Here is a 23,479-nt window from a genome sequence, read left to right on the forward strand (position 1 = left end):
GCATCGGAACCGTTAGCTCAGCTGGTTTAGAGCGCTGCCTTGACAGGGCAGAGGTCGCCGGTTCGAATCCGGCACGGTTCACACTCCGTAATAAAGCGCCAACCGGCGCATTTTTTTTCACTTTACTTTTCCCGAATAAATACATTAATCGGTGTTCCTGTGAAGTTCCAGTTTTCCCGGATCTTATTTTCCAGGAAGCGTTTGTAAGGATCTTTGATCCATTGCGGCAAGTTACAGAAAAACACAAACGAAGGAACCTGACCGGCGGGAAGCTGTGTGATATATTTGATCTTAATATATTTTCCTTTCCATGCAGGGGGTGGATAGTTCTCGATGATCGGCAACATCGTTTCGTTCAACTTGGCAGTCGGAACACGGCGCTGACGGTTTTCATACACATCTTTGGCTGTTTCCAATACCTTCAGGATACGCTGTTTCGTCAAGGCAGAGATAAACAGGATAGGAAAGTCGGTAAACGGAGCCAAACGTTCGCGGATCGCATTCATAAAGGTATCGATCACCTTTTGGCTTTTATCTTCCACCAAATCCCATTTGTTCACACAAACGACCAAGCCTTTCTTGTTCTTCTGAACCAAAGAGAAGATGTTCAAATCCTGGCTTTCAATGCCGCGGGTGGCATCCAGCATCAACACGCAGACATCCGAATTCTCGATAGCACGGATCGAACGGATCACGGAATAATATTCCAGATCCTCGTTCACCTTTCCCTTCTTACGAATACCGGCTGTATCCACCAAATAGAAATTCAGGCCAAATTTATTATATTTCGTGTAAATAGAATCACGGGTCGTACCGGCAATATCCGTTACAATATGGCGATCTTCACCGATAAAGGCGTTGATCAAAGAAGATTTACCAGCATTCGGACGGCCGATGATGGCGATACGGGGCAGTTCTTCTTCGAGTACCTCCGGCTTATCATCCGGAAGAGTAGCAACGATTTTATCCAACAAATCGCCCGTACAAGAACCGTTGATGGCAGAGACACAGAAAGGATCACCTAATCCAAAAGAATAAAATTCGGCAGAAGAGGGATGCAATTCGAAGTTATCCGCTTTGTTGGCCACAACAATCACTGGCTTCTTGGCACGACGCAGGATAGCTGCAACTTCGTTATCCAAATCCGTAACTCCATTCAACACATCAACAACAAACAAGATCACATCAGCCTCTTCAAGAGCGATTTTCACTTGCTTGTTTATCTCTTCTTCAAAAACATCATCCGAATTAATCACCCATCCGCCGGTGTCGATCAGCGAAAATTCTTTACTCGTCCACTCTACCTTGCCGTACTGACGGTCACGGGTAGTGCCTGCTTCCTCGTTGACAATCGCCTGGCGCGTCTGTGTCAAACGGTTGAAGAGGGTGGACTTTCCTACGTTGGGTCTACCAACTATTGCAACAATATTTCCCATAAACAACTTTTTCTGTCTGTGCTGTTAATTAATCCAGCTGATAACCGAAGTTCTTCAGCATATTGTCCCGATTACGCCAGTCTTTTTCCACTTTGACGAACATTTCCAGGAAAACCTTCTTATCAAAGAAGCGTTCGATATCCTTACGAGCCATAGCACCTACCTTTTTCAATGCCTGACCACGATGCCCGATGATGATTCCTTTTTGGGAATCGCGTTCAACAATAACGAGTGCTTTGATATGAATCAGCTCGGCTTCTTCTTTAAACAGCTCAACAACGACTTCTACCGCATACGGGATCTCTTTCTGGTAGTACAGGAGAATCTTCTCGCGAATGATCTCCGTCACAAAGAAACGGGCCGGCTTATCAGTAAGCGCATCTTTCTCGAAATAGGGAGGAGATTCAGGCATCAGATCTTCCACCCTGCGTTTCACGTAATCTATATTAAAATTCGAAAGAGCAGAGATCGGGATGATCTCGGCTTTCGGAAGAAGTTCTTTCCATTCGGCTACCAACTTTTCCAACTCCTGCTGGGTAGTCGTATCAATCTTGTTAATCAATAACAAAACCGGACATTCCACTTTCTGGACCTTCTGGAGAAATTCTTCATTCTTGTCGATCTTTTCGACGACATCAGTTACATAAAGCAGTACATCGGCATCACCAAGTGCCGACTGCGAGAAGTTAAGCATAGATTCCTGCAACTTATAATTCGGATGCAGGACTCCCGGCGTGTCAGAATACACAATCTGCATATCAGCGGTATTCACGATCCCTATGATTCGGTGCCGTGTTGTCTGAGCTTTCGAAGTGATGATCGAGATACGCTCTCCCACCAGACGGTTCATCAACGTAGACTTTCCGACGTTCGGATTACCGACAATATTAACAAAGCCGGACTTATGCTTGTTTTCCATTATATCCCCATTTAAGATAAATTGCCCCCCAGGTAAAACCGGCGCCAAAAGCAGCAAGAATCAAATTATCGCCTTTCTTCAGTTTGTCTTCCCACTCCCAAAGGCAGATAGGAATTGTTCCGGCACTGGTATTTCCGTATTTCTGGATATTGATCATTACCTTTTCCATATCCACACCTAGACGTTTAGCTGTAGCATCGATGATACGCAGATTTGCCTGGTGAGGTACGATCCATGAGATATCGTCGTGTGTCAGCCCATTTCGTTCAGCGATCTCGGCAGCGACATCGGCCATATACGACACTGCGTACTTAAAGACATATTTACCATCCTGAAAAACGAAATGTTCGCGATTATCCACTGTCTCATGTGAAGGAGGATAGGCTGAACCACCGGATTTCATAATCAGATGTGAATAACCTACACCATCGGTACGCAGGATTGTATCCATTACACCAACTTCTTCTGTCGTAGGTTCGAGCAACACAGCTCCGCAGGCATCGCCAAACAAAGGACAGGTAGAACGATCCTGATAGTCTGTTATTGCGGTCATTTTATCACCGGCAACGACAATCACTTTTTTATAGCGTCCCGAACGGATATAATTGGAACCTGTTTCCAGTGCATACAAAAAACCGGCACAAGCTCCCTGCAAATCGAAAGTCATTGCATTCTTGCAACCAGTATGGTAGGCTATGATGGAGGAAGTAGTCGGGAAATGATGGTCAGGCGTAGTTGTAGCCGTGAGGATCACTTCTATTTCTTCCGGATTCACATTTGTCTTTTCGAGTAACTGCTTCACAGCCCGTATACCCATATATGAGGTTCCCAGGCCCTCACCTTTCAAAATTCGGCGTTCTTTGATGCCAACACGCGTCATGATCCATTCATCCGTCGTATCCACCAACTTCGAAATATCTTCGTTCGTCAATACATCTTCGGGAACGTATCCGCCTACGCCTGTTATTACCGCATTTATCTTATCCATATCTTAAAAAATAAAAAGGACTATATATCCCAATTAAAAAAAAGCCCTAAAAATACTTTTAGGGCTATTTCTTGGTTTATCAAAACTTAATCAGTTAGGATAAACTTACACAGCAGCTTCTTTTTCGATAGCTAACTTACCTCTGTAATAGCCGCATTCGCCGCATACAGTGTGATAAATGTGCCATGCGCCGCAGTTCGGGCAAATAGCCATTGTGGGAGCGACAGCCTTGTCATGAGTTCTTCTCTTGGCTGTTCTTGTCTTACCTTGTCTTCTTTTAGGATGTGCCATGTTTTAATTTATTTAATTGTTATCATTCTCAAGTAAACCTTTCAGACCATCCCATCTCGGATCTGTTGCCACAGGTACGTCATCATCGATCGTGATATCTTCTTCCACGCTATCGTCTTCGTACTCTTCATCTCCGTCTTCAGTGCTTCTGGCAGTATGCTTCTTCAGCTTGGACGACATCGTTTTATTACATTTCCCTGGAGCATGTACATGCTTCATAGGAATAGCCAATGCAATAAATTCATACAGAAACCACGCAAGGTTAATAGCACCCTCGTCTTCCGGTATAACCACTACTTCGTCACTTTCTTCGGCATATTCTTTACCGAACTTTACCACCAGGCGATTATGCGTGTCGATTGGAATTTCCATATCGTCCAGACATCTGTCACACGGAACCATAACAACACCTTCAATCTGAAAGTTCATTTCAAACATCATAGAGGACCGTTTTACCGTGAGGTGAACCTTCACTTTGCCCTTTTGGACTTGGTCTCCATCGATGTCCACAAAAAACTTATTCTCCAATAAATACTCAAATTCGTGTATCCCTGGAGTGAGATTTTTCAAATCTACATTATATAATTTAAACTTTCCCAAAGCCTTTTAGTGTAAAAACCTTGCAAAGGTACGAAAAAACTAAACACAAATGCAATAACTTTGCAGTTATTTTTTATTATCTAAGATTTTAGCCCTTATATTTCCGAAGCTCAATCCGGAAAGTTGTACCTTTACCAACTTCCGAATTCTTAACAAAGATCTTTCCTCCATGATAAGATTCGATAATACGCTTTACCAAAGACAATCCCAGTCCCCAACCGCGCTTCTTGGTCGTATAGCCAGGGTTAAATACGGTTTTAAACTTAGACTTAGCGATTCCCTTTCCAGTATCGGTAACATCGATACGAACAACTTTGTCACGTTCCTCCACCTGGAAAGTGATTTCACCCTGCCCTTCCATTGCATCTACCGCATTTTTTGTCAGATTCTCAATAACCCAAGCAAAAAGAGAATCATTCATCAGCACCGGTACCGGCCCATCGGTAAGATGCGTATAAATCTTGACCTTCGCAGAGATACGTGTGCTCATATAGCTCAAGGCCGAACGGATAGAATTATTGATATCCACCGGGACCGGATCCGGATTGGAACCGATCTTGGAAAAACGCTCCGCAATCGTTTCCAAACGCTTCACATCTTTTTCCATCTCGTTCAAGAGGGAAGGATCTATATCTTTTGTCCGCAGGTATTCCACCCAGGCTATCAAAGACGAAATAGGCGTTCCTAACTGATGAGCTGTCTCTTTGGATAGTCCGACCCACACTTTATTCTGTTCGGCCTTCTTCGTGCTTGCTAGCGCCAGAAAAGCAATCACGATAAAAACGAATACAACCGTAAGCTGCGCATAAGGATAAATCAACAATCGCTTTAAGATGATAGAGTCATCATAATAGACATATTGGAAAGTTCCATCCTCCATATCGATCACAATCGTATTTTTGCTTTTCAGCTCCTTTACTTTCGCTTTCTTAAATTCTTCCACATCATTATTTTCGGGAAAATTTATATTCTTTACAAACATGATGCTGTCTTTATCATTACAAAGTACAACTGGGATGGTCGTATTTCCCTCCAAGATTTTCAAAACAAGAGACAAATCCACTGCCGTATTCTTACTTGCTGTCAAACGGGTAGCCTCCGCCCATACTTCCATTTTCTGACGCTCTTCCTGAGCCAGATCTTTTATAAGCATATCAGAAACAACAAGTGAAGCAATCGCGATCAAGATAGCTGTAAAAATAAATACAAACTTCAGCCGTTGGCGGGAATCATATATACTTTTCATATCGAAATATTCAGTCAATATATATTGAACGAGAAAGATAAAGGAATATTATACTAGGAGAGGACGTATTGGACATCTTACAAGTCAAACTTACACAAAATTTCGGCTTACGCCTAAAGAAAGGCCCAATTCCTTCGGGTGGAACCCCTTCAAGATCAATATCCTTTCCTAAATGAAATAAGAAAGCGGAAGCATGTCCCCCCTACGCGATAAGAAGTATCATCTTACCCCAATAACACGACACATCTTCCACATGAAAATATCCGTTCTTCCCGTGAAGTCTTTTCCGGCAGAAGTTTAATCGAAAAAGCAGAAACAGAAAAAGGAGCCAGTCTTACGACTAACTCCTTTTCTCTTTTGAGCTCTTTAACTCTACTTTCTAAAAACGGCGGCTATCTACTCTCCCACTTTTACGCAGTACCATCGACGTGGTTGGGCTTAACTTCTCTGTTCGGAATGGGAAGAGGTGGATCCCCAACGCTATAACCACCTTAATAACTTTTTATATTAAGATTTTTGACCGGACAACCCCAAGTTAAGCTACATAACTCCTGAGCTAACGACCCAACTTCGGATCGTCCTAAGCGATATATCAATCCTATACATGATACGAAAGTCTCGGGCGATTAGTACTACTCGGCTTCGACATTACTGCCCTTACACCTGTAGCCTATCTACGTCGTAGTCTACAACGACCCTCAGGGATATCTCATCTTGAGGCTGGCTTCGTACTTAGATGCTTTCAGCACTTATCCAATCCAGACTTAGATACCCGGCGGTGCACCTGGCGGTACAACCGGTAAACCAGTGGTCTGTCCAACACGGTCCTCTCGTACTAGTGTCAGAGCCCCTCAAATATCCTACGCCCACGATAGATAGAGACCGAACTGTCTCACGACGTTCTGAACCCAGCTCGCGTGCCACTTTAATGGGCGAACAGCCCAACCCTTGGGACCTTCTCCAGCCCCAGGATGTGACGAGCCGACATCGAGGTGCCAAACCGCTCCGTCGATATGAGCTCTTGGGAGCGATCAGCCTGTTATCCCCGGAGTACCTTTTATCCTTTGAGCGATGGCCCTTCCATGCGGAACCACCGGATCACTATGCTCTAGTTTCCTACCTGATCGGCTTGTAGGCCTCCCAGTCAAGCACCCTTATGCCATTACACTCTACGACCGGTTACCAATCGGTCTGAGGGTACCTTTAGAAGCCTCCGTTACTCTTTTGGAGGCGACCACCCCAGTCAAACTACCCACCATACAGTGTCCTCGCTTCTGCGAGTTAGAACTCAAACAACCAAAGGGCCGTATTTCAACGACGACTCCACAAACACTGGCGTGCCTGCTTCATAGTCTCCGGCCTATCCTACACATTAGTTGCCCAAATTCAATGTAAAGCTATAGTAAAGGTTCACGGGGTCTTTTCGTCCCATCGCGGGTAATCGGCATCTTCACCGATACTACAATTTCACCGAGCTCACGGTTGAGACAGTGTCCAGATCATTACACCATTCGTGCAGGTCGGAACTTACCCGACAAGGAATTTCGCTACCTTAGGACCGTTATAGTTACGGCCGCCGTTTACTGGGGCTTCAATTCAAACCTTCTCTTGCGATGAGTTCTCCTCTTAACCTTCCAGCACCGGGCAGGTGTCAGGCTGTATACTTCATATTTCTATTTCGCACAGCCATGTGTTTTTGTTAAACAGTTGCCTGGACCTATTCTCTGCGCCCCACATCTCTGCAGGGACCCTTTATCCCGAAGTTACAGGGTCAATTTGCCTAGTTCCTTAACCGTGAATCACTCGAGCGCCTCAGTATTTTCAACCCAACTACGTGTGTCCGTTTACGGTACGGGTACTTTATGAATTTGCTTAGCGGATTTTCTAGGGAGCCTGATTACGTCCATATTGCCTTGTACAAGTACGCGACATACTGTCAGGTTCGACTCTCAAAGCGGATTTGCCTACTTCGATCTACATCTACACCCTTTAACCATCTATTCCGTCAGATGGCAGGACTGTCACTTCTCCGTCTCCACATCGCTCCATAAAGTAGTATGGGAATATTAAACCATTCTTCCATCGGAATCGCCGTTCGGCTTATCCTTAGGTCCCGACTTACCCTGATCCGATTAACGTTGATCAGGAAACCTTAGTCTTTCGGCGAGGAGGTTTCTCACCTCCTTTATCGTTACTTATACCTACATTTGCGTTTCCATGCACTCCAGCAAGGGTCATCCCTCACCTTCGACGTACATGGAATGCTCCCCTACCATCTCATACGAGATCCATAGCTTCGGTAAACAGTTTATGCCCGAGTATTATCCACGCCAGACTCCTCGACTAGTGAGCTGTTACGCACTCTTTAAATGAATGGCTGCTTCCAAGCCAACATCCTAGCTGTCTCTGCAGTCTGACTTCGTTAGTTCAACTTAACTGTTATTTGGGGACCTTAGCTGATGGTCTGGATTCTTCTCCTCTCGGACGCGGACCTTAGCACCCGCGCCCTCACTCCTTATAAATATATATAACGCATTCGGAGTTTATCTGGACTTGATAGGCGGTGAAGCCCTCGCATCCAATCAGTCGCTCTACCTCATTATATACTATATAAAGGCTGCACCTAAATGCATTTCGGGGAGTACGAGCTATCTCCAAGTTTGATTAGCCTTTCACCCCTACCCTCAGTTCATTGGAACACTTTTCAACGTATACCCATTCGGACCTCCAGTTGGTGTTACCCAACCTTCATCCTGACCAAGGGTAGATCACTTGGTTTCGCGTCTACTCACTCCGACTATACCGCCCTTTTAAGACTCGCTTTCGCTTCGGCTCCGGACCTGAAGTCCTTAACCTTGCCGGAGAAAGTAACTCGTAGGTTCATTATGCAAAAGGCACGCCGTCACAATCAAAAGATTGCTCCGACCGCTTGTAGGCAGACGGTTTCAGGGACTATTTCACTCCTCTGTTCGAGGTGCTTTTCACCTTTCCTTCACAGTACTGGTTCGCTATCGGTCTCTCGGGAGTATTTAGCCTTACGGGATGGGCCCCGCTGGTTCACACAGAATTTCTCGTGCTCCGCGCTACTCAGGATACCACTAGGCTTCATTAAAGAGTCGTATACTGGGCTTTCACCGTCTACGGCCGTTTTTTCCAAAACGTTCTACTTCCTTAATCGCTTGCCATGGCGTGGTCCTACAACCCCGATATTGCCTAAACAACATCGGTTTGGGCTGTTCCGCGTTCGCTCGCCACTACTTGCGGAATCACTTTTGTTTTCTTCTCCTATGGGTACTTAGATGTTTCAGTTCCCCACGTTCGCTTTCCTTACGGAATGACTGGCCTTCTACCAGCCGGGTTGCCCCATTCGGAAATCTTGGGATCAAAGGTTATTTGCACCTACCCCAAGCTTATCGCAGCTTATCACGTCCTTCATCGCCTCCGAGAGCCAAGGCATCCACCGTCTGCCCTTGCTTACTTTCTTTATCACTGACACAGTTTTCAAAATTAATAATTAAACAATTAATAATTAATCTTGCGTGTCGGATTGATATATCTTTAGCTTGCTCTTACTTTTTTTGTTACTTTACTTTTTTGAAGTTGTCCAATACGTCAAAGATCTTATGTTTAATGAATAATTAATAATTAATAAATCAATAATCACTCATCTTGTGTGGAGAATAACGGATTCGAACCGTTGACCCTCTGCGTGCAAGGCAGATGCTCTAGCCAGCTGAGCTAATCCCCCGTAGAGAGTTGAAAGTGCAGAGTGCAGAGTGGAAAGTTGTTTACCTTTCAACTGTTTACTCTCAACTGTCAACTGTTTGGTAGTCCCAGGCAGAGTTGAACTGCCGACCTCTACATTATCAGTGTAGCGCTCTAACCAACTGAGCTATAGGACTGTCAACTGTTGTGCGCCTGAGATAAATACCTCAGCCTCATCTTTCTCTATACCGGCATGCCCGGTTAAGATCATATTTTATACATATTCAACCGTAGTACCAGAGAATAACATACCTCATTGAAATTACTACTTTCTCATGAGACTCTGGCTCCAGAAAGGAGGTGTTCCAGCCGCACCTTCCGGTACGGCTACCTTGTTACGACTTAGCCCCAGTCACCAGTTTTACCCTAGGCCGATCCTTGCGGTTACGGACTTCAGGTACCCCCGGCTCCCATGGCTTGACGGGCGGTGTGTACAAGGCCCGGGAACGTATTCACCGCGCCATGGCTGATGCGCGATTACTAGCGAATCCAGCTTCACGGAGTCGAGTTGCAGACTCCGATCCGAACTGAGACATGGTTTAGAGATTAGCATCCTGTCGCCAGGTAGCTGCCCTTTGTCCATGCCATTGTAACACGTGTGTCGCCCCGGATGTAAGGGCCGTGCTGATTTGACGTCATCCCCACCTTCCTCACAGCTTACGCTGGCAGTCTCACCAGAGTCCTCAGCACGACCTGTTAGTAACTAGTGATAAGGGTTGCGCTCGTTATGGCACTTAAGCCGACACCTCACGGCACGAGCTGACGACAACCATGCAGCACCTCGTAATCAGCTATTGCTAGAAGACCTCTTTCAAGGTCGGTCTGACTACGTTCAAACCCGGGTAAGGTTCCTCGCGTATCATCGAATTAAACCACATGTTCCTCCGCTTGTGCGGGCCCCCGTCAATTCCTTTGAGTTTCACCGTTGCCGGCGTACTCCCCAGGTGGATTACTTAACGCTTTCGCTGTAGAGCTTACTGTGTATCGCAAACTCCTAGTAATCATCGTTTACTGCGTGGACTACCAGGGTATCTAATCCTGTTTGATACCCACGCTTTCGTGCTTCAGTGTCAGTTATGGTTTAGTAAGCTGCCTTCGCAATTGGAGTTCTGCGTGATATCTATGCATTTCACCGCTACACCACGCATTCCGCCTACCTCAAACACACTCAAGTAACCCAGTTTCAACGGCAATTTTATGGTTGAGCCACAAACTTTCACCGCTGACTTAAATTACCACCTACGCACCCTTTAAACCCAATAAATCCGGATAACGCTCGCATCCTCCGTATTACCGCGGCTGCTGGCACGGAGTTAGCCGATGCTTATTCATAGGGTACATACAAAATGGAACACGTCCCACACTTTATTCCCCTATAAAAGAAGTTTACAAACCATAGATCCTTCATCCTTCACGCGACTTGGCTGGTTCAGCCTCTCGGCCATTGACCAATATTCCTCACTGCTGCCTCCCGTAGGAGTTTGGTCCGTGTCTCAGTACCAATGTGGGGGACCTTCCTCTCAGAACCCCTATCCATCGTCGGTTTGGTGGGCCGTTACCCCGCCAACTGCCTAATGGAACGCATGCCTATCTATCAGCGATGAATCTTTAACAAATAGTCCCATGCGGAACCCCTGTTTTATGGAGTATTAATCCGACTTTCGCCGGGCTATCCCCCTCTGATAGGTAAGTTGCATACGCGTTACTCACCCGTGCGCCGGTCGCCATCAATAAGTATTGCTACTTACCATGCTGCCCCTCGACTTGCATGTGTTAAGCCTGTCGCTAGCGTTCATCCTGAGCCAGGATCAAACTCTTCGTTGTTGAAATTGTTTTATATCTTCGCTCAGAATCTCGTCTTTATCGTAGTTACTGACGGTATGTTTCGTATTTCATATACGTCTCTTGTACTACTTGTTGATATGTAATATTTTCAAAGAACTTTTTTCGCTATCTCTTAGCGAACGTGAGTGCAAAGATAAGAACTTTTATTTTTAACTTCCAAATTTTATCGGAACTTTTTCAAAAGTTTTTTGTTTCATCATTTAAGCACCTGCGTTCTCTCTCGAATGCGGATGCAAAAGTAGTGCTTTATAACATACTCACCAAACATTTTTGCAACTATTTTTTAACCCGTTTGTAAAACCTTTACTCTAATCTCTGAACCACTGAATGTTACACACAAAACTTTTTTATTCTCTACCACACTCCCGTTTTCAGGCTATACACAAGGATTTCATATGGGTATTATAATGTACAAGGAAAGACGGCACACAGATAAAAGACATGTATACTTTTAAATTTCTCAAATCATAGTAACGAATTGGGGAACTCATTAGTATAATGTATCTTTGTCACCATATCAATTATTCACCTAAAAACTTAATTCTAAAATGGAATCAGTAATGAAAAGAACGACAGCCACTAGCTTTCTGGCCACTTGTGCTATGTCATTGGCTTTATTTTCTTCGTGCACCAGTGTAGAACCTAATACACTTACGCCTGAAGAAATCGCAGACGGCTGGCAACTCCTCTTCGACGGTAAAACATTGAACGGCTGGAAAGACTACAACGGAACAACCCTGACGCAACCCTGGCATGTAGTTGACGGATGCATCCAGGCAAAAGGAGACGGTAGCGACGCAAGTGGTTATATCGTAACCAACAAGCAGTATGAAAACTTCGAATTATCTTGGGACTGGAAATTGTCCAAAGGTGGTAACAGCGGTATGCTATACCATGTAGTCGAACATCCTCAGTTCGCCGTTCCATATGTCACGGGACCAGAATATCAGTTAATAGACGAACCTAACTTCCCCGAACCTCTGGAAGAATGGCAGAAGTTGGGCGTAGACTACGCCATGCATCTCCCCGACAAGGCAAAAATGAAAGTAAACCCACAAGGAGAGTGGAACAATTCAAAGATCGTATTCGATAATGGGCATGTTGAACACTGGTTGAACGGAGTCAAAATCCTGGAATTCGAAGCATGGACCGATGATTGGTATGCAAAAAAGAACAGTGGTAAATGGGCAAATGCCCCAGAATACGGCTTGGCCAAGAAAGGTGTCCTTTGCTTACAAGACCACGGATACCCTGCTTCTTTCCGCAACATCAAGATTAAAGAACTTCCCCGCAAAACAAAAGAGGTGACACTATTCAACGGTACGGATTTGAAGGGATGGGAAGCCTACGGCACGGAAAAATGGTATGTAAAAGATGGTTTACTGATCTGTGAAAGCGGTCCGGACAAAAAATACGGTTATCTGGCTACACGCGATTACTATGACGACTTCGACCTAACGGTTGAATTCAAACAGGAAGCAGACGGAAACTCCGGTGTATTCATCCGCTCTTTTATCGAAGAAGATGTTAAAGTGAACGGCTGGCAGGTAGAAGTAGCTCCCAAAGGCCATGACACAGGCGGCATCTACGAATCATACGGACGCGGCTGGTTGATCCAAATCCCGGATGAAAAAGAAAATATTCTGAAAGAAGGTGACTGGAATACCATGCGTATCAAAGTACAAGGAGACAATGTCCAAACTTGGTTGAACGGTCAAGAGATGGTCAACATCAACGATGAAAAGATCGGAGCCGGACAGGGACGCATAGCCCTGCAAATCCATGATGGAGGCGGTATCAAGGTTCTTTGGAGAAACCTGAAAATAAAAACATTATAAATTCTTATTCCATACAAATGACTCCCGTCTCCAACCATATGAGACGGGAGTCGTTTTTTCATCCCTTGCGGCCATGTCCTTTACGAGGAGACTGGGAGCGTTGCTTTTCAAGATATTGTTTATACTGATCCTCCGTCAGTATCTTTTTCATTTCCGCATCCCGCTCATTCCGCATAGTTATCATCTTTTCGCGCATCTTCCGACGATCCGAATCAGCCTGTTTTCTTTCCGCTTTCATTTTATCTCTAAACTCAGCTTCCACCTTACGGAAATCTACAGCCTGTTTTTCATTCAATTTCAGATCAGTAATCATCTTCTCACAACGTTGTGCCGGATCACCTCCCTTTTTTGTTCTTCGTTTGCCATCCTGAGCAAAAACAGAAACCGAACTGATCAAGAGAACCAAACACAATCCTATTACCTTCTTCATAAACTAATTACCTGTTATTAATATTAAACTTATTTGTTTTTGAAGCGCTTCTGGATAAAAGACTTGGAAACGAATGAAAGGTTTAACCCGAATTGATGTTATTTTAGTATTTAACAATGAAAAAGTTTTTGTAAAACAACTTGAAAAGCTTCTTCAGGCCCGGGGGGAGGGAGATGAGATATCCGGGTGTGGAAGATGTGAAACCCCTAATTCCCGTAATGCAATGTTTAGCTCTACTAACCCATAGCGTTACGGGAACTAAGAAATTAACTAACAAATATCAACTATTTTGTATATTTCTCATATTTGCCATCAACCATCACATCTTTTACTGCATTCAGATAATCGAAACCATATTTCATATCCGGCAGCAGATAAGCACCTTCCACCCATTCATTCCAAGCATAAACCGTAATCAGTTTCGGTTGATCAGGATGTTTGTCACAATACTCTTTCGCTTTTTGCAAAAAAGATGAGAAACTTTGCGGAGATTGATTGAGATGCACGACATCTTTCCGCGTCTTATGAGGAAAACGAGGCGTATCGTCCCAACCGATGGAGGCATTTGGGAAATACGGAATCATCACGGCTTCATCCCATTTTTGCACATATTCCCACGTATGCGTCCCCCATCGGATATAATCTTCACAGACAGGAGCACTCCAGCCATACTGCGTCAAACTACTAATTTTCAATGTTTCAATTTTCTTTATTAATGCTTCATGCGGCATACCACCTGCAATCAATTGAAGATGTAAACCAGGAAATCCAGCCTTTTTCACCTCTTCTTCAAAATAGATCAATCCCTTTTGAGTTTCTTCCAAATTACCGAATGTCTTGATCAAATTATCCAAACTAAAAATAGAGAACACAGGTTTACCCTCTAATTTAAGATAGTTCGGTTGTTTGAAATACTGGTCAATGACACGTTTGACTACGATTCTGAAATTCTCCCAGTTAATAGCTCCGTTCCATAAGCGAGAATTATCATCTTTGTAACGATGAACGTTCCAATAATTACGAGCTACGTCATGATCTGCCCACATAATATAAAAGTTCATCTTCCGATTGTTTTTCGCTTTCAAAAAACCATCATTCAGGCAACTTTCTAAAAACGGCCCATCATTAAACCAATACCAATCAAAGATAAATGTATTCACACCATGGTCGGTAGCTGCATCTATCCATCTTTCCATTACCTTGGGATCATTGTCCAACTCATATCCCCATAGAGGGACTTTCGGCTGATAATGCCCCTCAAAGCGTGCGTTCCCCTTTTTTATGACTTCCCATTCTCCAGTTCCTTCCGGCCATAAAACTTCACGTCCCATCGGATCATCATGGCAAGAAGGCCAAATATAAGCTGCGACATAATAGTCGGGAATATCTTTACTTGTTTCATTGATTTGTGCATTCAACAAATCACTATGCAACAGACCAATACACAAAGTATAAGATAAGAATAAACTTAATCTATTCATAATCATGTCATTTTTCATTTGGTATATTTCTCATATTTTCCCTCAACCATCACATCCTTGAGAGCATCCAGATATCCAAAACCGTACTTCATGTCTGGTAATAAATAGGCACCTTCCACCCATTCGTTCCAAGCATAAACCGTAATCAGCTTCGGTTGATCAGGATGTTTGTCACAATACTCTTTCGCTTTCTGTAAAAAAGCAGCAAAACTTTGCGGGGATTGATTGAGATGAACGACATCTTTCTGCGTCTTATGAGGGAAACGAGGCGTATCGTCCCAACCGATGGAGGCATTCGGAAAAAATGGAATCGAAACAGCTTCATCCCATTTTTGAAGACGTTCCAAAGATTCTGTACCCCACTGCACATAATCTTGAGGATGCGGACCACCCCAATTGTATTGTGTCAGACTATTAATTTTCAGAGCCTCAATCTGCTCTAATATGGACTCATTAGGCAATCCTCCAGCCATCAATTGAATATGCAAACCAGGAAAACCAGCCTTTTTTACCTCTTCTTCAAAATAGTCCAATCCTTTACGCGTTTCCTCCAAACTACCAAATGTCTTGATTAAGTTCTCTAAGCTAAAGACAGAAAATACCGGCTTACCATCTAATTTTAGATAATTCGGTTGTTTGAAATACTGATCAATAACACGCTTCACAACTATACGGAAATTCTCCCAATCAATCGCTCCATCCCATAAACGGGAGTTATCATCTTTGTAACGATGTACATTCCAATAGTTCCGTGCCACATCATGATCAGCCCACATGATATAGAAATTCATTTTATGATTATTTTTAGCTTTCAGGAAACCATCGTTCAAACAACCTTCCAGGAATGGGCCATCATTGAACCAATACCAATCGAATATAAACGTATTTACACCGTGATCGGTAGCTGCATCAATCCATTTCTCCATCACCTTAGGATCATTGTCCAACTCATATCCCCAAAGAGGTACTTTCGGCTGATAATGTCCTTCAAAGCGAGGATTTCCTTTTTTGATAATCTCCCACTCTCCGGTTCCTTCCGGCCATAGCACTTCATGTCCCATCGGATCGTCGTGGCAGGAAGGCCAGATATAAGCAGCCACATAATATTCAGGAACCGTATTAGCATGACCTTCATTTTTCTCATGTTTTTCCGCCTGTACATTTAGGCAACCACACATCAATAAACACATGCACACAATGCAAGAAAATAACCAACTCGATTTATTTTTCATAATATCACATTTTATGATTAATTCCATCCCGGATTCTGTTTCAGGTTAGGATTCAATGTTAATTCATCCTGCGGAATAGAATACAAATAATCCTGTTTATCTCTAAATTGATAGCCATCAGGCATTACTCCCTTATAATAGTCAATCAATCCATTTTCATCCACCTTTGAACTGAAATTCGGATTTTGAGCCAAATCAACGGGATATCCTTTCGGCCGTTTATTCTTAAAGAGTGCACTTGCCGCCCATCTCATATAATCTTCATCCCGTTGTCCTTCCAAAGCCATTTCCACTCTTCTTTCCCTCCGGATCTCATATAATTCATCCGTAATGGAATACCCATAGTCCACTTTATTCTTATCCAAGCTCTGTGCATTCACGGTAAAATCAGGCATTCCGACACGTTGTCTCAATAGATTCAGAGCTTCATATGCAACCGAATTGTCCAACTCACATTTGGCTTCTGCATAATTGAGCAGGACTTCACCATAACGCAGCAAAATAAGTCCTGTTTCCGCCTGTGTCTCCCAAGATTTTCCGGCAGCAGGGGAACTTGGATTGGCAGTCTTTTTCACCTGGAAACCTGTCGGGCACAATTGTAAAGCTCCCCCTTCGATAGTCGGTCCATTAAAATAAGTATTCTCACCTACGGACATCAAATCGCCAGGAATCCAAACAGTCGATTTTAAGCGGATGTCACAATCTTCTGCAATCTTCGTCAGAAATGCGTTTCCCTTATGCGTTGCCGCCGTGTTCAAATAGTCATATGGTTTACCGTCTTTATCCAGATAAGAAGAGACAAGTTCCCAAGTGATTCCCTTTGAATCGCTGTTATAGGTAATAAATCCTTGAGTCGAATTGCCTGCTCCCTCCGCAGCATTGAAGGCACGATAGAGAAGCACTTCGTTTATATCTGACATGTTATCGAAACCAAATAGTTTATAATAATCTTCATCCGGATTTCCTGTACTATAAATGCCGACTTTATAATCTCCCTTCATCAACTCTTGTGCAGCTTCCACACAAATCTTAAAATATTTGGTTGGATCAGCTCCGGTAGTCCCAAAGTCCGTGTTTGCATGATATTTTTGCCAGGAGCCTTCAAATAAAGCGACACGAGTCTTAAAGGCTAATGCTGCCTCTTTATTAATCCGGTTATTCCCGACATCTTTTCTCAATTCAAGATGTGTAATGGCATTATCAAGGTCTGCTAATATTGAATCAGCGATCAACAAGCGAGAATCCCTCGGACGCATCAACTCTTCGGTATCGTCCATTTCTATCACATGCGAATACCAGGGGACATCCCCGTATTTTTTCAATAAATTAAAATAGAACCAAGCACGAAAGAAATAAGCCTCTCCCAAATATTGCTTATATGCATCATATCCGCTTTGGCATTTCGCATAATGTTCAAAGAAAATATTCACATTACGAATACTTGTCCATTCTCCGGTCCAATTGCCGGTAGTTTTTGAACGAACACCATTCATGATTATACTCGGACTACCGGTTATCATATCATCATTATCCGTTGCCATCTCCGCAACCATCTGTGTCCAAGGGCAAAATGATGGATAGAATTGCCGCGTATAATATTCCAACTCTGTCGAAGTGCTCCAATAATCATCCATTGTGATTTTATCCATCGGCTGCAAATCAATAAAATTCTCACACGAACACAATAATGTCATAAATGAGACTGCTGTCAATATGAATCGTTTCATAATCTTTTCTCCTTAATAAATTGAACTTAATAAGTTACAGTCAAACCAATAGAATAGATTCTATCAGCACCATAGGTCAAACGTCCCGAGCCGGCAGTACCGAAAAACTCACCTCCTGTAGGAAAACCTACCGGAGCAACAGGATCTATCCCACTCGGTAACTTCGAAAATGTCAATAAATTCTCACCAGAAAAATAAATTCGAAGCTTTTCCAAATGCATCTTTGAAGTAATACTGCGAGGAAAACTATAGCCTAACTGAACATTCTGCAAACGTAAATAAGCCGCATTCTGCAAATAGCGCGTATTCGCATGATTTTTATTTTTCGCTTCTTCCGTATTATTCAGATAAGGTCTGGGCCAATAAGCATCCGTATTTATATTGGCATCCCCTTCATACAATCCACTATATTTAGAACCTGGCTGATCTCTAAAATAATCCAAGTGTTCAGGAGTCAGACAAGACTCCCACCAACCGCCCATGAACCCCCAGTATATATTGGATCCACGATAAAAATACATATCCTTTTTAGCAACACCTCTCCAAAGCATAGAGAAGTCAAAACCTTTATAAGACACTCCCCCGTTTATCGTATATTGATAATGAGGTTGGTCATTACCTATGACCGATAAATCGCCATGATTGCCAATCGTATTCGTCCCATTATTGACCTTACCATCATGATTTATATCTTCATATTTCAGATCTCCGGTATTCCAATTAGCGGCAATATGAGTCATATCGACTTTTGACAAATATGAATCCAAATCCTCTTGTGAGCGAAACAAATCATTCACTGTATATCCCCATATATCACCCACTTCAGCACCTTCATACCAGGTTGACAATGTCCCTGTAGGATTAAAATATTTTGTAACGACAGATTTATAGTCATACAAACTAATACCCAGATTATATGACAATCCGTTTTCCAAAGCATGTTTCCAATTCAAACTAATTTCCCAACCACGAGTCCGCAAAGTCGAATTATTCTCTTTTGGAACACTCGTACCCAATACACCTGGCATCGCTTGAGACGGTCCAACCATATCAATAGTCCGTCTTTCAAACCAATCCACAGTAGCCGATAATCGATTATTCAAGAACGATAAATCCATCCCGACATTAGTCGTCGTTGCTGTTTCCCATGTCAAATTTCTATTTACTAAATTAGGACCAGAAGTATAACCTACCGGCCTTGTCGAACCATAATTGAAGATCCAGTTTAATTTATCAGCCGATATAGGAATTAATTCCAAATCGCTATAAGGTGAAATGTTCTGGTTTCCTAATTGTCCCCAAGATGCTCGAACTTTCAGTGTGTTGACATAAGGCTCTATATTTTCCCAAAACGATTCATTATATAAATTCCATCCGAGAGAAAATGACGGAAAGGTTCCCCATCTTTTTCCATTACGGAAAACATAAGACCCATCATAACGGACATTCGCTTCAAATAAATATTTCTCTTTATAATTATAATTCAACCTCGCAAAATAACTTTCCGTAGCATTATGAGCCAAAGCTTCTGACAAAAGAGCATCACCGGTTGCTGTCGGGAATGAAGGTACTTTTTCTGAAATTAAATCCGTTTTATAACCTTGAACCCACGACTCATCTCCTCGTTCAAACTGCATACCCGCTAAGATTGTAAAGTTATGTTCTTCATTGATATCAAAATCGTATGAAGTATAAATATTTGTCGTCCAATACTTTTTTATGTATTTTTTCCGAGTCAGATTATTCGGGATACTTATGCCGTTTTCATATGGCTGATTATTTACATCATATGTATATATATACTTTTCTACTTCCGAAATTTCTTGATTATACACATTATAAGCAAAATCCGCATTAATTTTCCAACCTTTCAATGGACGAAGCTCCATCCGAAAGTTATTCCAGAAATCAATGTCGTCCTGTTTATCTGTCCCTGCTTCAATCGAAGGGATATGAGATTCAAACATATAATTGCCGAATCCATCATATAAGGGGGTAATAGGATAATTTCGAGAAATATGCCGATACAAAAAAGAATAATCGCCCTCATTCGTCATATTCGGTTTTTCTCGAATCTTTTTAGCAAAGCGTGTTTCATATCCGAAATCCCACCAATCGGTAATAGCTACGCTGATTTTACCTAATGTATTCATTCTTTTGAAATAGTCCGTTCCATAATTCAAAACACTACTATCATCCATATAACCAGCTGAGAAATAATAAGAGACCTTATCCGTACCTCCATGCAAAGAGATATCGTGTTTCTGGTTCACACTGTTTCCAAAATAAATATCCCACCAATCCGTATTAGCATAATTTAAATTAGCATTATTCCAAACATTACCTTCCGGCATCGCGCCAAAGATGGTAGCACCTTCCGGCCAATCAGGAATTGAATTTCTAATATATTCAAAATCTCCTTTTTGATAGGCTATAACACGATCGATAGTCTCGTTGCTAAATGGATGTCCCCCCATATTATCTCCCGCCTCATTCAAAATTCGGGTCCAAGTATAAGAATCCAGGCTTTCCGGTAGCTTCTGAGCAGTCTTCACAATCAAATTACCAGTATAAGAAACGCTAACTTTTTCATTCTTTTTTCCTTTTTTCGTTGTAACCAAGATAACACCGTAAGGAGCTCTCGCACCATAAATGGCAGAGGCAGCAGCATCTTTCAAAACGGAAACAGATTCGATATCTTCCGGATTCAAATTATTCAAATCACCAGGAAAGCCATCGATCACGACATAAGGCGATCCCCCATTCAACGATCCCATACCACGAATCGAGATATTCATGGTTGCTCCGGGTTCAAATCCATCTTGTGTACCTATATCAAAATTAAATCCAGGTGCAGCCCCCTGTAACAATTGAGAGACAGTAGAAGCCTGGCGATTTTCAAAATCTTCATTAGAAATCACATTTACAGCACCTGTCAAATTCACCTTTTTCTGAGTTCCGTAACCTACGACCACTACCTCATCCAGGCTTTTCGTATCTTCAATCAGATTTACATTCAATATATTCCTATTTTTTACCGGAACCTCACGTGTCATATACCCGATGAATGAAACCTGTAAAACATCCGTATTGGAAACTTCCAATGTAAAATTTCCATCTACATCCGTAACAGTACCATTCGTCGTCCCTTTTACAACAACATTAGCACCGATCACCGGTTCGCCGCTCTGATCTTTCACCGTACCTTTCAAAACTTTCCCTTTTTGCTGTTGAAGAACATCTTTCTTCATCAACAAGATATTATTCCCTTCTATCGCATATCCGATATCCGAGTTCTCAAAAATACGGTTCAAGACATTAATCACGGAAATATCCGAAGCATTAAGAGAAACCCGATGACTCAAATCTACCTTTTCATTGCTGTATACGAAAAGATAGTCAGTCTGATCTTCTATCTGCTTGATAATTTCCTCTACAGACAACTTGTTTGCTACAATATTGACACGAGCTATCTGGGAACTCACGTTTTCAGAAAAGACAGTCGATACACATAATAACAAAAAGCTTAAGATTAACTTCATCACTCTACATGTATGTCTAAATTCACTTAATAACAGGGTATAGTCTGTCCCTGTACACTTTTTTTTCATAACTTTGCAGTATCAAAATGTTAGTACTCGATTTAATTACTGGTTATGTCAACTGGCTGACATTTTACCGGATTATGCTGGAACCATAATCCGGTTTTAATTTTATCTATATTTCTTTTCCCATAGGCGATTCATTTTATCGTTATCAGATTCAATTCATTATCTTTTACATAGGTAAATTTATGCTCTAACTGCAAGACTTTCAGTACTTGTTCGACACCTTCCTTTACTCGGAATTTGCCGGAATAGCGTTCTTCCAAGAAAGGTAGATCCGCTACTTCTATTCTGATATCATAATACAAGCGTAATTTATCGATTATCACATGTATCGGCTGGTTATTAAAGCTGAGAACCCCTTCTTTCCACTTAAAATAATCCATATTGCCAATTTGGGCCGAGACATATTTTCCTTCTCTGTAAAAGATCTGCTCACCAGCCTTCATCCTATATTTTCCGGAACGATCCGACGAATTCAACTCGACACTTCCTCTCAATAATGCAATATTGAATTCCTCGATGCCAGAATAAGCAGACACATTAAATTCCGTTCCCAGCACCGTCACATTCATCGATTTAGTTCTAACAACAAAAGGATTATCTCCATTATGCTTCACATCAAAATAAGCCTCTCCATCCAATTCAACCTGTCGAATTCCTTCTTTAAAACTGGTCGGATAGACCAGTTTCGAGTTTGCATTCAGCCATACTTTCGTACTATCAGGCAAAACCAATTCTGCACGCTGACCCGCCGGAACATATAGAGTCTGAAACGAAGGAAAAGATTCCATCTGATCATCTTTTTGTAACAAGAAGTTTCCACCGAGCAAAATCAGTACAATAGCTGCAACTTTTAATAGTTCTATTACGATGCGATGAAAAATGGCATAGTGGTCTTTTTTCTGAGATTCTTTCAAATGCGATTGAGATTTTAGCTTTTTGTCTACTTTCCAATACGCCCTTAAAGGATCTCGAGAAACAATCCGTTCTTGTGTCCGGCAAGCATAATAAATGCGGGCAATTTGTAATAATGCCTCCTCGTTGTCCGGATGTTTCTTCAGCCAAAGATCAACTTCCGCTTTCTCTTCTTCAGAAGCAGTACCCCGGATGTATTTCAGAATAACTGAACTTTCCGGTTCACCAACAGCCATATATGTATGTTCTTTTTCCATTCTATATATATGACAAATACCAAATGAGGATACCCTAAACAACATTGTATAATTATTTCAAATAGACGGGTTGGCAAAAAAGAATTGGACCGTTATTGTAGTTTTATTCATTTTTTCCCTACATTTGTATAAGGAAATCGAAAATAACGTAGAAGCGTTTAGATATTATTTTGGACTCCGAAATCTGGTAAATTTCTAAAATCCCAAAATAGTAGTCTGAATGCCTGCGCCCTTATAGGCGTGGGATGTTCAGGCTTATTATGGGGATTGGGCATACCAGAGCCTCGGAGTCCGAATAAGCAAGAACATTTCCACGCTCTTTTTCATAAAAACCAAGGGATATGGATGAAAATAACCTGATAATACTATTGCAACAAGGAGACCAGGATGCTTACAAACAACTGTTTATCAAGTATTACTCCCCCCTTTGCGAATACGCGTCACAGTATATTTCTGATGATGATTCTGAAGAGCTTGTGCAGGAGTTGATGCTTTTTCTTTGGGAAACACGGGAAAATCTTGTGATTGAGACGTCTTTGAAATCCTATCTATTTATATCCACCAAACATCGTTGCCTCAATGCGATCAGGAAAAACCTGTATCACGAGCGTATCCATAACCAGATATATGAGAAGATAAAAGACCAGTTTGAAGACCCGGACTACTATTTTGTAAATGAACTGACAGAAAACATACAGAAAGCAATCGAGAACCTGCCCGAAACCTATCGGGAAACATTTGCTATGAGCCGATTCGGGGAAAATACGAATGTGCAAATTGCCCAAAAACTCGGAGTATCGGTAAAAACCGTCGAATACAGGATATCGCAGGCACTTAAGATACTCCGTCTTAAATTGAAAGATTATCTGCCTTTCTTGATAAATATTCTGGGATAAACCTG

At 42.3% G+C, this 23,479-nt stretch carries 14 protein-coding genes, 3 tRNA genes and 3 rRNA genes; 3 read left to right on the forward strand and 17 right to left on the reverse strand.

Translation table 11 applies throughout. The annotated features are described in order from the left end of the window. Positions 1-6: 6 nt before the first annotated feature. A tRNA-Val gene (locus NQ564_RS13230) sits at positions 7-81 on the forward strand. A 41-nt stretch (positions 82-122) separates the two neighbouring features. Here the strand turns inward: NQ564_RS13230 and der are convergent. The 11 genes from der to NQ564_RS13285 form a co-directional block, all read right to left on the reverse strand. Continuing rightward, complete coding sequence (gene der, locus NQ564_RS13235) at positions 123-1,436, reverse strand: ribosome biogenesis GTPase Der (protein ID WP_008150062.1); 1,314 nt, start codon at positions 1,434-1,436, stop codon at positions 123-125. 28 nt (positions 1,437-1,464) lie between these two features. Continuing rightward, positions 1,465-2,355, reverse strand: a complete 891-nt coding sequence (gene era, locus NQ564_RS13240) for a GTPase Era (protein ID WP_008150064.1) — start codon at positions 2,353-2,355, stop codon at positions 1,465-1,467. Continuing rightward, complete coding sequence (locus NQ564_RS13245) at positions 2,339-3,343, reverse strand: beta-ketoacyl-ACP synthase III (RefSeq protein WP_008150065.1); 1,005 nt, start codon at positions 3,341-3,343, stop codon at positions 2,339-2,341. The genes era and NQ564_RS13245 overlap by 17 nt, the downstream gene beginning before the upstream one ends. A 105-nt stretch (positions 3,344-3,448) precedes the next feature. Further along, positions 3,449-3,634, reverse strand: a complete 186-nt coding sequence (gene rpmF / locus NQ564_RS13250; protein WP_005634607.1) for a 50S ribosomal protein L32 — start codon at positions 3,632-3,634, stop codon at positions 3,449-3,451. A 12-nt stretch (positions 3,635-3,646) separates the two neighbouring features. Next, positions 3,647-4,234 (reverse strand): YceD family protein, encoded by a 588-nt coding sequence (locus NQ564_RS13255; RefSeq protein ID WP_008150068.1) that lies wholly within the window; start codon positions 4,232-4,234, stop codon positions 3,647-3,649. Positions 4,235-4,322: 88 nt separating this feature from the next. Beyond that, positions 4,323-5,480: a sensor histidine kinase gene (locus tag NQ564_RS13260; RefSeq protein WP_008156849.1), complete on the reverse strand. Its 1,158-nt coding sequence runs from the start codon at positions 5,478-5,480 to the stop codon at positions 4,323-4,325. 383 nt (positions 5,481-5,863) lie between these two features. Then, positions 5,864-5,974: ribosomal RNA gene (rrf, locus tag NQ564_RS13265) — 5S ribosomal RNA — on the reverse strand. Between the two features lie 113 nt (positions 5,975-6,087). Continuing rightward, positions 6,088-8,964 (reverse strand): 23S ribosomal RNA (locus NQ564_RS13270). Positions 8,965-9,154: 190 nt separating this feature from the next. Continuing rightward, positions 9,155-9,228 (reverse strand) — tRNA-Ala (locus NQ564_RS13275). 77 nt (positions 9,229-9,305) lie between these two features. Continuing rightward, positions 9,306-9,382, reverse strand: a tRNA-Ile gene (locus NQ564_RS13280). A 156-nt stretch (positions 9,383-9,538) separates the two neighbouring features. Next, positions 9,539-11,069: ribosomal RNA gene (locus tag NQ564_RS13285) — 16S ribosomal RNA — on the reverse strand. The 16S, 23S and 5S rRNA genes sit together here with 2 tRNA genes alongside, the layout of an rRNA operon. Before the next feature lie 569 nt (positions 11,070-11,638). On the opposite strand from NQ564_RS13285, the gene NQ564_RS13290 reads away from it, so the two are divergent. After that, the gene (locus tag NQ564_RS13290; RefSeq protein ID WP_008145915.1) at positions 11,639-12,928 is read left to right on the forward strand and encodes a 3-keto-disaccharide hydrolase; all 1,290 of its coding nucleotides are present in this window, start codon (positions 11,639-11,641) and stop codon (positions 12,926-12,928) included. A 58-nt stretch (positions 12,929-12,986) separates the two neighbouring features. Here NQ564_RS13290 and NQ564_RS13295 read toward each other — a convergent pair whose 3' ends face one another. From NQ564_RS13295 to NQ564_RS13320, 6 genes are all read right to left on the reverse strand, one after another. After that, a complete protein-coding gene (locus NQ564_RS13295; RefSeq protein ID WP_008145916.1) occupies positions 12,987-13,358 on the reverse strand; it encodes a hypothetical protein in 372 nt (123 codons plus the stop codon). Positions 13,359-13,642: 284 nt separating this feature from the next. Continuing rightward, complete coding sequence (locus tag NQ564_RS13300) at positions 13,643-14,839, reverse strand: glycosyltransferase WbsX family protein (protein WP_394358194.1); 1,197 nt, start codon at positions 14,837-14,839, stop codon at positions 13,643-13,645. Positions 14,840-14,853: 14 nt separating this feature from the next. Beyond that, positions 14,854-16,071: a glycosyltransferase WbsX family protein gene (locus NQ564_RS13305; protein ID WP_039848012.1), complete on the reverse strand. Its 1,218-nt coding sequence runs from the start codon at positions 16,069-16,071 to the stop codon at positions 14,854-14,856. 17 nt (positions 16,072-16,088) lie between these two features. Continuing rightward, positions 16,089-17,798, reverse strand: a complete 1,710-nt coding sequence (locus NQ564_RS13310; RefSeq protein ID WP_039847976.1) for a RagB/SusD family nutrient uptake outer membrane protein — start codon at positions 17,796-17,798, stop codon at positions 16,089-16,091. Between the two features lie 26 nt (positions 17,799-17,824). Next, a complete protein-coding gene (locus tag NQ564_RS13315; RefSeq protein ID WP_129650170.1) occupies positions 17,825-21,409 on the reverse strand; it encodes a TonB-dependent receptor in 3,585 nt (1,194 codons plus the stop codon). Positions 21,410-21,540: 131 nt separating this feature from the next. Beyond that, on the reverse strand, positions 21,541-22,578 hold the full coding sequence (locus NQ564_RS13320; protein WP_008145923.1) for a FecR family protein: 1,038 nt from the start codon (positions 22,576-22,578) through the stop codon (positions 21,541-21,543). 341 nt (positions 22,579-22,919) lie between these two features. On the opposite strand from NQ564_RS13320, the gene NQ564_RS13325 reads away from it, so the two are divergent. Further along, positions 22,920-23,474, forward strand: coding sequence for an RNA polymerase sigma-70 factor (locus NQ564_RS13325; protein ID WP_129650172.1), 555 nt, complete (start codon positions 22,920-22,922; stop codon positions 23,472-23,474). Positions 23,475-23,479 lie beyond the last annotated feature (5 nt).

The organism is Parabacteroides johnsonii DSM 18315 (assembly GCF_025151045.1).
Lineage (GTDB): Bacteria > Bacteroidota > Bacteroidia > Bacteroidales > Tannerellaceae > Parabacteroides > Parabacteroides johnsonii.

What these genes read in the sequence shown, in the direction of transcription:
- NQ564_RS13305 (WP_039848012.1), bottom strand. Translation starts at nt 16,071, where the DNA reads ATGAAAAATAAATCGAGTTGGTTATTTTCTTGCATTGTGTGCATGTGT.
- NQ564_RS13300 (WP_394358194.1), bottom strand. Translation starts at nt 14,839, where the DNA reads ATGAATAGATTAAGTTTATTCTTATCTTATACTTTGTGTATTGGTCTG.
- NQ564_RS13325 (WP_129650172.1), top strand. Translation starts at nt 22,920, where the DNA reads ATGGATGAAAATAACCTGATAATACTATTGCAACAAGGAGACCAGGAT.
- der (WP_008150062.1), bottom strand. Translation starts at nt 1,436, where the DNA reads ATGGGAAATATTGTTGCAATAGTTGGTAGACCCAACGTAGGAAAGTCC.
- rpmF (WP_005634607.1), bottom strand. Translation starts at nt 3,634, where the DNA reads ATGGCACATCCTAAAAGAAGACAAGGTAAGACAAGAACAGCCAAGAGA.
- NQ564_RS13260 (WP_008156849.1), bottom strand. Translation starts at nt 5,480, where the DNA reads ATGAAAAGTATATATGATTCCCGCCAACGGCTGAAGTTTGTATTTATT.
- NQ564_RS13290 (WP_008145915.1), top strand. Translation starts at nt 11,639, where the DNA reads ATGGAATCAGTAATGAAAAGAACGACAGCCACTAGCTTTCTGGCCACT.
- NQ564_RS13245 (WP_008150065.1), bottom strand. Translation starts at nt 3,343, where the DNA reads ATGGATAAGATAAATGCGGTAATAACAGGCGTAGGCGGATACGTTCCC.
- NQ564_RS13295 (WP_008145916.1), bottom strand. Translation starts at nt 13,358, where the DNA reads ATGAAGAAGGTAATAGGATTGTGTTTGGTTCTCTTGATCAGTTCGGTT.
- NQ564_RS13310 (WP_039847976.1), bottom strand. Translation starts at nt 17,798, where the DNA reads ATGAAACGATTCATATTGACAGCAGTCTCATTTATGACATTATTGTGT.
- NQ564_RS13315 (WP_129650170.1), bottom strand. Translation starts at nt 21,409, where the DNA reads ATGAAAAAAAAGTGTACAGGGACAGACTATACCCTGTTATTAAGTGAA.
- NQ564_RS13320 (WP_008145923.1), bottom strand. Translation starts at nt 22,578, where the DNA reads ATGGAAAAAGAACATACATATATGGCTGTTGGTGAACCGGAAAGTTCA.
- era (WP_008150064.1), bottom strand. Translation starts at nt 2,355, where the DNA reads ATGGAAAACAAGCATAAGTCCGGCTTTGTTAATATTGTCGGTAATCCG.